Origin of the sequence: Pseudomonas sp. B23(2017) (assembly GCF_002113725.1) — a bacterium.
In the GTDB taxonomy this organism is placed as follows: Bacteria; Pseudomonadota; Gammaproteobacteria; order Pseudomonadales; family Pseudomonadaceae; genus Aquipseudomonas; species Aquipseudomonas putida_Z.
This window is the reverse complement of sequence record NZ_NEJM01000026.1, coordinates 31729-41446: the sequence shown is the minus strand read 5'-3', so window position 1 is coordinate 41446 and position 9718 is coordinate 31729. Positions and strand designations below refer to the sequence as shown.

Below are 9718 nucleotides of genomic sequence, written 5' to 3'. Positions count from 1 at the left end.
GCGCTGGATGGCACGGGCTTCGCCCGTGTTCGCGGGACAAGCCCGCTCCCACAGGTGACGCGCTAGATTTTAGAAATTGAGCAAGACAGTTGCTCCCACCTCGACCGCATCGGCCTTGAGCCAGGCGCTATCCCTGTGGGAGCTGGCTTGCCGGCGATGAGGCCAGTACAGGCAACACAAGACAGTTGCTCCCACCCTGTGGGAGCGGCTTTAGCCGCGAAGAGGCCGGTACAGGCGACCATTCATGACGTTTTTCAATCGACTCGATGCCGTTTCCTGCATTGCCGTGCAGAGCGCCGTGCCGGATGCTTTATTTACTCCGAGACATCGCTTTTTTCACCCGCAGAGGCCCGTATGAAGACCGTCGAACAAATCCTCAAGACCAAGTCCCAGCACCAGACCGTGTACACCATCGGCCCGGATGACTCGGTACTCGACGCCCTGAAGCTGCTGGCGGAGAAAAACGTCGGTGCGCTACCGGTGGTCGAGGCCAACCAGGTAGTGGGTATCGTCAGTGAACGGGACTATGCGCGCAAACTGGTGCTGAAGGGCCGCTCGTCCGCCGCCACCCCTGTGCGCGAGATCATGAGTGCGCCGGTGGTCACCGTGGAACCGAAGCAGAACCTCGAGTACTGCATGAACCTGATGACCAACCGCCACCTGCGCCACCTGCCGGTGGTCAGCAATGGCGAGCTGCTCGGCCTGCTGTCGATCGGTGACCTGGTCAAGGAAACCATCGCCGAACAGGCAAACCTGATCCTGAAACTGGAGCAATACATCCGCGGCGAATGAAGCACCTCAGTGGTAGGCGCGCTCCAGCTCGTCCAGCTGATGGTCGAAACTGCGCAGGCGCGCCGACCAGGTGTACACCAGCACTTCCAGGTCCCGGTTGAGCACGGCGGTGTTGCCATGACCGCTGCGGGTCGGCTCTCCCACATCCAGCTGGTAGCGTTCACGGGCCATGGCCTGGGCCACGCTGGACAGGTCGCGGGCATTGGCCAGCCAGTGGTGATGGTGGTCATGAATTTCGCGATCGAGCAAGCGGCACTGGCGTTTCAGGGCATCCAGGCTCTGCTCCAGCGGCGTGCCCTTGAGCTCGCCCATGACCTCTTCGAAGGTGCGCCCCGAATGCCAGTAGCTGCCCCAGAAGTAACGGTCGAACACCGTCTCGACGCGGCGTAGCGCGACCTTGGTGTTCCAGATGGTCAGCAACGTTCGCCCCTGCACCACCTCACGCTTGTTCAGGTGCAGTTGCTGCCAGGCGATCCAGGCCAGCGCCACCAGTGCAACCGCCACAGTGACAGCGGCAGCGGCATACAGGAAATGCACCGCCTGGTTCATCTGTTGCGTTTGCCGTATGCCGTAGAAATAACTGGCCGTCAACGTGCCCAGGATCGTCACGGAGCACCAGAAGCCTGGTGCGTAGGGATCTTTCATCGCGCTATCCCCTTGTTGTTTTCCTGAGCATAGCAACGGCCAATCACTCGTCAGGCACCACTCGGCGCTTTATTTTTTGCTTGGATGCAGCGCCTCGTTCAGTTGGTCGATCATCGGAATCCAGTCGTCATCAGCGATGTACTTCTCTTTCAGAAAAGCGCGCTGTGAATCGTTCCAGAAAGGCGCGTCAACCAGCTTTATATCGTCGTCGAGCGGCGAATGGGTGGTGATGAAACGGTCGATATCGACCGGATCGTCAGACAGCCCCAGCTGTTTGAAAATCTCGGACAAAGGATGAATCGGCTTATCCATGGTTCCTCCTCGTCGCCAGACCGGTCGTCGACGATGCCGGCCCGGCATGGGTTGAGAGCATCAGCTGAGCTCACGCACTTCGGCGCGCGGCACCAGCTTCAGATATTGCTCCATGCTCATGTGGATCAGGTGATCGTGATCACCCGCCTCCAGATAGACATCGCCTTGGCGGGTAAGACTCGAATCAAGCAGCATCTTTATCTGGTAGGCATCGCCAAGCGCCGGTACGGCACCGCGCTCGCAGTCGCCGAACAGGCTCGGCAGGCCGCTTTCACGGGTCAGTTGCCAGGCCCCGGACATGCGTACCTTGGTCATGTCCAGATGCCGGTTGGCCGGTAGCACGGCCATGATGTAGTTGCCATGACGGTCATCGAGCATCACCGACTTGGCGACCCGCTCGGCGGGCACGCCGGCCGTACGGGCCGACTCCAGGCTGGTGGCCGAATGTGGATGGGGAATGATGTCGTAATCGCAGTTGGCCTTGTCCAGGCGATCCTGCAGGGTCTTTGCCATACGCATGATGCACCTCCGGTTTCGCCCCCCAATTTCCAATTTTAGGTCGGGTACCAGCAGGCAGGGCTAAACTTGTGCAATAGAGGCAAACGAGGTGACGACAGGTGATCACCCGCTGCTGGCGCTGGCTGTTGCTGCTGTTGCTGCTTGGTATCACGCCAGGCGGCTGGGCAGCGCCCGGTGCAGTCTGGGTGCTGGGCATCGATGACGCCATCGGCCCGGCCAGCGCCGACTACCTGGTGCGCAGCCTCGACCAGGCCAAGGCGCAGGGTGCGCAACTGGTGGTTATCCGCATGGACACCCCGGGCGGGCTGGACAGCGCCATGCGCCAGATGATCAAGGCGATTCTCGCCAGCCCCGTGCCGGTCGCAACCTTCGTCGCCCCCAGTGGTGCCCGCGCCGCCAGCGCTGGCACTTATATCCTCTATGCCAGCCATGTCGCGGCCATGGCGCCCGGTACCAACCTGGGCGCCGCAACCCCCGTGCAGATAGGCGCCCCGCCAGGCACGCCCAAGGACGACAAGGCCAAAGGCAGCGATGACGAAACCCTCGCGCGCAAGCAGGTAAACGATGCGGCGGCCTACATTCGTGGCCTGGCGCAGCTGCGCGGGCGCAATGCCGACTGGGCGGAGAAGGCTGTGCGCGAGGCGGTCAGCCTGTCCGCCAGCGAGGCCTTGCGGCTCGACGTGATCGACCTGGTGGCCGATGACCTGCCCGACCTGCTGCGCAAGCTCGATGGCAAAACGCTCACTGTCGCTGGCCAGCCCCAGCAGCTGCAGACTGCCGGCGCCAGCCTGGTCGAGCACCTGCCGGACTGGCGCACACGGGTGCTGGCGGTCATCACCAACCCCAGCGTGGCGCTGATCCTGATCATGATCGGTGTGTACGGCCTGCTGTTCGAGTTCATGAACCCCGGCTCGACGGTAGGCGGCGTGGTCGGCGGCATCTGCCTGCTGCTGGCGCTGTATGCCCTGCAGCTGTTGCCCGTGAGCTTCGCCGGGGTGGCGCTGATATTGCTCGGTATCGCCTTCATGATCGCCGAAGCCTTCCTGCCCAGTTTCGGCGTGGTCGGTTTTGGCGGCATCGTCGCCTTCGTGGTCGGCGCGCTGATCCTGATCGACACCGATGCCCCTGGTTTCGGTATCCCGCTGGCCCTGATCGGCACCCTGGCGGTGCTCTCGTCGCTGCTGATCGGCGGTGTGCTGGGCATGGCGCTCAAGGCCCGCCGACGGGCGCTGGTCAGCGGTGACGCCGGCCTGGTCGGCAGCCTGGTCACCGTCACCCAGGTGATGGCAGGCAACCCGTTCTGTGGCTTCGTGCTGGCCCAGGGCGAGCAATGGCAGGCGCAGTGTGCAACGCCACTGCAAGCGGGCCAGAACGTGCGGGTGACCGCGCGCCATGGCGTCATGCTGGAAGTGAGCGCCGCCGCGCCCGCGGCGCAAGGAGAATGACCATGTTCATGCAATTGGGCTTCGGCGCGGTGCTGATCGTGCTGGCGATGCTGTTGCTGTCGGCATTCCGCATCCTGCGCGAGTACGAGCGCGGCGTGGTGTTCCAGCTGGGGCGCTTCTGGCAGGTGAAGGGGCCGGGGCTGATCCTGCTGATCCCGGTGATCCAGCAAATGGTGCGGGTCGACCTGCGCACCGTGGTGCTGGATGTACCACCGCAGGATGTGATCACCCGCGACAACGTCTCGGTCAAGGTCAACGCCGTGGTCTACTTCCGCGTGCTCGACCCGCAGAAGGCGATCATTCAGGTCGAGGACTTCCTCGTGGCGACCAGCCAGCTGGCCCAGACCACGCTGCGCGCGGTGCTCGGCAAGCACGAACTGGATGAACTGTTGGCCGAACGCGAGCAGCTGAACTCGGACATTCGCCAGGTGCTGGATGCACAGACCGATGCCTGGGGCATCAAGGTGGCAAACGTCGAGATCAAGCACGTCGACCTCAACGAATCGATGGTGCGTGCCATTGCCCGCCAGGCCGAGGCCGAGCGTGAACGACGGGCCAAGGTGATCCATGCCGAGGGTGAGTTGCAGGCGTCGGAGAAATTGATGCAGGCGGCGCAGATGCTGAGCAAGGAGCCGGGGGCGATGCAGTTGCGTTACATGCAGACGCTGGGGACGATTGCCGGGGACAAGAGTTCGACCATCGTCTTTCCGCTGCCGGTGGATTTGCTCAAGGGGTTGGTGGACAAGCAGAAATAGCAAAGGCCGCCATGCGATCCCTGTAGGAGCGGCCTTGTGTCGCGATGGGCTGCAAAGCAGCCCCCGGGCCTATCAGACTGGCGCGCGGCGCAGGGTCGCCAGGAAGGTGGCCGCACCAATGAACAACCCGGCGAACGTCCGGTTCAAACGCTTCTGCTGCTTGGGCGTACGCAGCAAGCGCAAAACCCGCGCAGCCAACCCTGTGTACCCCGCCATCACCAGCATATCCACGGTGACCATGGTAACGGTGATTGCCACATACTGCGGCAACAGCGGTTCATGCGGGTTGATGAACTGCGGCAGCACCGCCAGCATGAACACCAGTGCCTTGGGGTTGCTGACGTTGACCAGAAAGCCACGGAACACCAGGCTCAGCGGTTTACCGATCGGGCGCACGGCGGATTCATCGCTCATGTCCATCGGCAAGGCTCGCCATTGCTTGTAAGCCAGGTAGACAAGGTAGGCGACGCCGAACCATTTGATGATCTGGAAGGCCGTGGCCGAGGCGGCCAGGATGGCGCCGACGCCGGCGGCGATGATGGCGATCTGCACGATCAGGCCCAGTTGCAGGCCCAGGGCGTTCCAGTAACCACGCCAGAAGCCGTATTGCAGGCCGCTGGACATCGAGGCAATCGCCCCGGCACCGGGTGAAAGGCTGATCACCCAACAGGCGGCAAAGAAGCCCAACCACACTTCCATCGACATCACACACCTCGCTCGAACATATGTTGCAAAACGTTAAGCTAAGGTGTTGGTGAAAAAATAACCAGCGATTTCTGAAGGATTTGTATTGTCTGTGCTGGCCTCTTCGCGGGTGAACCCGCTCCCACAGGTATCGCGCTGTCCCCAAGGGCTGCGGAACTCCTGTGGGAGCGGGTTTACCCGCGAAGAGGCCGGTGCAGGTTCAGTCAGCCTCGGCGGACGACTCTTTTTGCATGGACTGCACCTCAGCCCCGCGCCAGCGCCGTACCGACTTCTGGAAGAACTGGCTATTGGGCACCTGCACCAGCGCCCCGCCCGCCTCGGGCATTTCCATCAGGGTGGTGAACAGCAGGTTGATGGCAATCACCCGGCCCTTGACGCCTGGCTTGTCCAGGGTGTCGACCAGTTCGACCACGTCACCAATACGAAACGGCCCGACGGTGAAGATCAGCACCGCGCACAGCAGGTTGGACAGCACGCTCCACATGGCGAAGAAGGCCACTGCCGCCACCGCGACGAAGCCGGACAGTGCTGTCCACAGCACAGTCGCCGACACACCCAGGCGCTCCAGCACAAACAGCAACGCGCTGCCCATGATCAGCCAGCGCAGGCCGCCACGCACCGGCACCAGCAGTTCCGGCGGCAACGGGTAACGCTGGCTCAGGCGGCTCAGCCCGCGTGCAACGATGCGCTGCAGGACGAAGGCCACTACCAGGATCAACAGGATCTGCAAGCCCAGCCAGAAGGTGTCCATCCATTGCCCTGGCAGCAGCGAACGCAGTTCCTCCATCAGGACAGCGCCTCGAGCTCGGCCTGCATGCTTTCGAGGGTTTCCAGCGCTTCCATCCAGGCCTCTTCCAGTTCGCCTTCGCGCTGCTTCAGCTTGGTCTGGCGCGCCAGCAGGTCACGCAACTCGTCCTTGCGCGACGCGTCGTAGAGGCCACCATCACCCAGCGCGGTCTCGATTTCGGCCAGTTGCGCGTGCACCTGGTTGAGCTCGGCTTCCAGCTTGTCAGCGGCCTTCTTGTGCGGGGCCAGTTGCTGGCGCAAGGCTGCGGCAGCCTGGCGTTGGGCCTTCTTGTCGGTCTTGTCCGGGTTGACCGGGGCGGTACTGGCCGGCGCGCTGCGCTGGCGGTACTCGACCAGCCAGCGGCTGTAGTCGTCCAGGTCACCATCGAAGATGTCGACCTTGCCGTCAGCCACCAACAGGAAGTCGTCGGTTGTGCTCTTGAGCAGATGGCGGTCGTGCGATACCACCACCACGGCACCGGCAAACTCCTGCAGGGCCATGGTCAGCGCCAGGCGCATTTCCAGGTCGAGGTGGTTGGTCGGTTCGTCGAGCAGCAGCAGGTTCGGTCGCTCCCAGGCGATCAGGGCCAGCGCCAGGCGGGCCTTCTCACCACCGGAGAAGTTCACCACCGGCTCGTCGACGCGATCGCCATGAAAGTCGAAGCCACCCAGGAAGTCGCGCAGGGTCTGCTCACGCTCGGTGGGGGCAATGCGTTGCAGGTGCAGCAGCGGGCTGGCCTTGTCGTCCAGCGAATCCAGCTGGTGCTGGGCGAAGTAGCCCACGGCCAGGTTCTCACCCCGCACCAGGCGGCCCGACAATGGTTCGAGCTCGCCTGCGAGGTTCTTGATCAGGGTCGACTTGCCAGCGCCGTTGGGGCCGAGCAGGCCAATGCGCGCACCGGGGGTGAGCTGCAGCTTGACCTTGTCGAGGATCGCCTTGTCACCGTAGCCCAGGCGGCCTTCGGACAGGCTGAGCAGCGGGCTGGAGATTTTCTGCGACTCGCGGAAAACGAAGTCGAACGGCGAATCGACATGCGCCGCCGACAGCTCCTCCATGCGTTCCAGGGCCTTGATCCGGCTCTGTGCCTGGCGGGCCTTGGTGGCCTGGGCCTTGAAGCGGGCAATGTACTTTTCCATGTGCGCACGCTGGGCCTGCTGTTTCTCGTAGGCCTGCTGCTGTTGCGCCAGGCGCTCGGCCCGGGTGCGCTCGAAGGCGGTGTAGCCGCCTTTGTACAGGTTCAGCTTGCGCTGCTCGACGTGCAGCACATGGTCGACCACGGCATCGAGGAAGTCGCGGTCGTGGGAGATCAGCAACAACGTGCCGGGGTAGCCCTTGAGCCAGTCCTCCAGCCACAGGATAGCGTCCAGGTCCAGGTGGTTGGTGGGCTCGTCGAGCAGCAGCAGGTCGGACGGGCACATCAGGGCCTGGGCCAGGTTCAGGCGCATCCGCCAGCCACCGGAGAAGTCGCCGACGCGGCGGTCCATCTGTTCGTTGGTGAAACCAAGGCCGGCCAGCAACTTGCGTGCGCGGGCGTCGGCGGTATAGCCGTCGGCGCTATCCAGCTCAATGTGCAGGCGCGCCAGGGCGGTACCGTCGTGGGCCTGCTCGGCCGCGGCCAGTTCGGCCTGGACCTTGCGCAGGCGCACGTCACCGTCGAGCACATAGTCCACGGCCAGGCGGTCGAGGGTATCGACTTCCTGGCGCATGTGGGCGATGCGCCAGTCACTGGGCAGCTGGCAATCGCCGGCATCGGGCGACAGCTCACCGCGCAGCAAGGCGAACAGGCTGGATTTTCCGGCGCCGTTGGCGCCGATCAGGCCGGCCTTGTGACCGGTGTGCAGGGTCATCTCGGCGCCTTCTAGCAAGCGCTGCGGACCACGCTGTAAAGTGAGGTTGGATAGTCTGATCATGATGGTCGCGGAGTCTACCAGCTTCCTCGGCCCATAGCGCGAGTGGAACCATGCACACCGACCTGTGGAATCACGCCCTGGCCCTGTACGCCAGGCCTGGCGTAGAAGCCGCCTGCCTAGACCTGCAGGCGCTGGGTGGCGATGTCTGTCTGCTGCTGTGCGCAACCTGGTTGCAGGCACGTGGCGTGGCCGTGCGGGGCGAACGCGTGCAGGCATTGCACGAGGTTGCCGAGCCCTGGCAGCGCGAAGTGGTCAACCCGTTACGTAGCTTGCGCCAACAGTGGCGAGCAGCGGCGCAAGGTGATGCGCAGCTGGCGGCGTTGCGGGAGCAGGTGAAAGGGCTGGAGTTACAGGCCGAGAAAGCCTTGCTGGAACGCTTGCAGGAGCGTTCGCGACAGTGGCCGGTGGGCGCCCATGAGCCCATGGAAAACTGGCTGGACCGGCTGGCGCCGGCCCAGGCCCGCCACCACGACGCGCTGGTTCGGTTGCGCGTCGCGGCGGCAGCGCTTCAGGACGCCGAAGACGGAGCCTGAGCCGGGGTGCTGGCAGGTGCCGATGGCGCTACCGAAGCTGCCGGGGTGGCCGAGTTGGTCGCGGCGGCAGGAGTGCTGGCGGCTGGCGTAGCCGGTTTGGCTTCGGCTGGCTTGCTGGCAACAGGCTTCGCAGCTGCTGGCTTGGCGGCGGGTTTGGCGGCCGTACGTGCTGGGGCCTTGGCGGCAGCTGGTTTCGAGGCCGGCTTGGCAGCAGCGGCTTTGGCTGGCGTTTTGGCTGCCGCTGGCTTGGCTGCAGGTTTAGCGGCTGCGGTGGCTTTGGCTGCTGGCTTGGCTGCCGGTTTGGCAGCAGCAGTGGCCTTGGCAGCCGGCTTGGCTGCAGGTTTGGCAGCAGCAGTGGCCTTGGCGGCTGGTTTAGCCGCAGGTTTGGCAGCAGCAGTGGCCTTGGCGGCTGGCTTGGCCACAGGTTTGGCAGCAGCAGTGGCCTTGGCGGCTGGCTTGGCTGCAGGTTTGGCAGCAGCAGTGGCCTTGGCAGCCGGCTTGGCTGCAGGTTTGGCAGCAGCAGTGGCCTTGGCGGCTGGCTTGGCCGCAGGTTTGGCAGCAGCAGTGGCCTTGGCGGCTGGCTTGGCCGCAGGTTTGGCAGCAGTGGCCTTGGCGGCCGGCTTGGCTGCAGGTTTGGCCGCAGCAGCCTTGGTGACGGGTTTGGCGGCTGCCGGTTTGGAGGTCTTGGCAGCACGCTGGTCAAGCGCCTTGGCTGCAGCTTCGCGAACCTTGCCTACACCTTGGGCCAGCTTGAGGCTGTCCTGGGCATCGCGCTTGAGTTGCTGGATATAAGAACGGGTCTGGGTTTGACGTTCCTTGAGGGAGTCGAGCAGTTCTTCAAGTTCGCCAATGGCTTTTTGCGCCTTGGTCTGCGCCTTGGCTTTACCTGCCTTGGCCGCGTCTTGCAGTTTCAGGCGACCGTTGTGCAGTTTTTCCTGGGCCTTGCCACGCTGCTTTTCCAACTTGGCCAGCAGTTTTTCCGCATCAGCCAGCGCTTGCGAGCAGGCATCTTCCAAGTGTTCGAGCAAGCTGCCCGAAAGTTGCTGGAGCAGGTGTAACGGCGTGCTTACTGGCTTCTTTTTAGCCGACATGGTTTACCTCCTGGCTGACGAGATTGCGGCTCATACTATGCTTCTGCTGCTACCGCCGCTAGGGCATGTTGACAGTATTATTTACGCCGCGTTGCATGCCTGGGCAAAGTTGTTATCTTGCAGCTCCGAGCAAGTGTAGTTGCTGAATAAATCATTGCTGATATTTGGCAATTATCTGTACTGCACAGCCCCCTGTAGGAGCGGCCTTGTGTCGCGATGGGGCG

General features: G+C 63.4%; 11 protein-coding genes. 4 read left to right on the top strand and 7 right to left on the bottom strand.

Features of this window, described 5'->3' with window-relative positions; all coding sequences use genetic code 11:
- Positions 1–354 precede the first annotated feature (354 nt).
- Positions 355–792 carry a CBS domain-containing protein gene (locus CAG46_RS26860; protein ID WP_025337291.1) on the top strand — a complete coding sequence of 146 codons (438 nt, stop codon included), beginning with the start codon at positions 355–357 and terminating at the stop codon, positions 790–792.
- A gap of 6 nt (positions 793–798) precedes the next feature.
- On the opposite strand, the gene CAG46_RS26855 is transcribed toward CAG46_RS26860, so the two are convergent.
- The 3 genes from CAG46_RS26855 to CAG46_RS26845 all read right to left on the bottom strand — a co-directional run bounded on the left by CAG46_RS26855 (position 799) and on the right by CAG46_RS26845 (position 2268).
- Complete coding sequence (locus tag CAG46_RS26855; RefSeq protein WP_075044293.1) at positions 799–1437, bottom strand: NADH:ubiquinone oxidoreductase subunit N; 639 nt, start codon at positions 1435–1437, stop codon at positions 799–801.
- Positions 1438–1506: 69 nt separating this feature from the next.
- Positions 1507–1749 (bottom strand): DUF2789 domain-containing protein, encoded by a 243-nt coding sequence (locus CAG46_RS26850; RefSeq protein ID WP_075044292.1) that lies wholly within the window; start codon positions 1747–1749, stop codon positions 1507–1509.
- 60 nt (positions 1750–1809) lie between these two features.
- The gene (locus tag CAG46_RS26845; RefSeq protein ID WP_003260230.1) at positions 1810–2268 is read right to left on the bottom strand and encodes an aminoacyl-tRNA deacylase; all 459 of its coding nucleotides are present in this window, start codon (positions 2266–2268) and stop codon (positions 1810–1812) included.
- 98 nt (positions 2269–2366) lie between these two features.
- On the opposite strand from CAG46_RS26845, the gene CAG46_RS26840 reads away from it, so the two are divergent.
- Positions 2367–3713 carry a nodulation protein NfeD gene (locus tag CAG46_RS26840; protein WP_085619365.1) on the top strand — a complete coding sequence of 449 codons (1347 nt, stop codon included), beginning with the start codon at positions 2367–2369 and terminating at the stop codon, positions 3711–3713.
- A 2-nt stretch (positions 3714–3715) separates the two neighbouring features.
- Entirely contained in the window at positions 3716–4468 is a 753-nt protein-coding gene (locus CAG46_RS26835) for a slipin family protein (RefSeq protein ID WP_025337287.1), read from the top strand.
- 72 nt (positions 4469–4540) lie between these two features.
- On the opposite strand, the gene CAG46_RS26830 is transcribed toward CAG46_RS26835, so the two are convergent.
- The 3 genes from CAG46_RS26830 to CAG46_RS26820 all read right to left on the bottom strand — a co-directional run bounded on the left by CAG46_RS26830 (position 4541) and on the right by CAG46_RS26820 (position 7870).
- Positions 4541–5173 carry a LysE family transporter gene (locus CAG46_RS26830; protein WP_046616418.1) on the bottom strand — a complete coding sequence of 211 codons (633 nt, stop codon included), beginning with the start codon at positions 5171–5173 and terminating at the stop codon, positions 4541–4543.
- Positions 5174–5372: 199 nt separating this feature from the next.
- A complete protein-coding gene (locus tag CAG46_RS26825) occupies positions 5373–5960 on the bottom strand; it encodes a mechanosensitive ion channel family protein (RefSeq protein ID WP_085619363.1) in 588 nt (195 codons plus the stop codon).
- Positions 5960–7870: an ATP-binding cassette domain-containing protein gene (locus CAG46_RS26820; RefSeq protein WP_085619361.1), complete on the bottom strand. Its 1911-nt coding sequence runs from the start codon at positions 7868–7870 to the stop codon at positions 5960–5962. The genes CAG46_RS26825 and CAG46_RS26820 overlap by 1 nt, the downstream gene beginning before the upstream one ends.
- A gap of 50 nt (positions 7871–7920) precedes the next feature.
- On the opposite strand from CAG46_RS26820, the gene CAG46_RS26815 reads away from it, so the two are divergent.
- Positions 7921–8403 (top strand): TIGR02444 family protein, encoded by a 483-nt coding sequence (locus CAG46_RS26815; protein ID WP_085619359.1) that lies wholly within the window; start codon positions 7921–7923, stop codon positions 8401–8403.
- Here CAG46_RS26815 and CAG46_RS26810 read toward each other — a convergent pair.
- Positions 8379–9494: an AlgP family protein gene (locus CAG46_RS26810; protein ID WP_085619357.1), complete on the bottom strand. Its 1116-nt coding sequence runs from the start codon at positions 9492–9494 to the stop codon at positions 8379–8381. The two genes, CAG46_RS26815 and CAG46_RS26810, sit on opposite strands and share 25 nt — an antisense overlap.
- Positions 9495–9718: the final 224 nt, after the last annotated feature.

Bases quoted from the DNA above. Each gene is read 5' to 3' on its own strand.
- CAG46_RS26860 (WP_025337291.1), top strand. From the start codon at position 355: ATGAAGACCGTCGAACAAATCCTCAAGACCAAGTCCCAGCACCAGACC.
- CAG46_RS26855 (WP_075044293.1), bottom strand. From the start codon at position 1,437: ATGAAAGATCCCTACGCACCAGGCTTCTGGTGCTCCGTGACGATCCTG.
- CAG46_RS26850 (WP_075044292.1), bottom strand. From the start codon at position 1,749: ATGGATAAGCCGATTCATCCTTTGTCCGAGATTTTCAAACAGCTGGGG.
- CAG46_RS26845 (WP_003260230.1), bottom strand. From the start codon at position 2,268: ATGCGTATGGCAAAGACCCTGCAGGATCGCCTGGACAAGGCCAACTGC.
- CAG46_RS26835 (WP_025337287.1), top strand. From the start codon at position 3,716: ATGTTCATGCAATTGGGCTTCGGCGCGGTGCTGATCGTGCTGGCGATG.
- CAG46_RS26830 (WP_046616418.1), bottom strand. From the start codon at position 5,173: ATGTCGATGGAAGTGTGGTTGGGCTTCTTTGCCGCCTGTTGGGTGATC.
- CAG46_RS26825 (WP_085619363.1), bottom strand. From the start codon at position 5,960: ATGGAGGAACTGCGTTCGCTGCTGCCAGGGCAATGGATGGACACCTTC.
- CAG46_RS26820 (WP_085619361.1), bottom strand. From the start codon at position 7,870: ATGATCAGACTATCCAACCTCACTTTACAGCGTGGTCCGCAGCGCTTG.
- CAG46_RS26815 (WP_085619359.1), top strand. From the start codon at position 7,921: ATGCACACCGACCTGTGGAATCACGCCCTGGCCCTGTACGCCAGGCCT.
- CAG46_RS26810 (WP_085619357.1), bottom strand. From the start codon at position 9,494: ATGTCGGCTAAAAAGAAGCCAGTAAGCACGCCGTTACACCTGCTCCAG.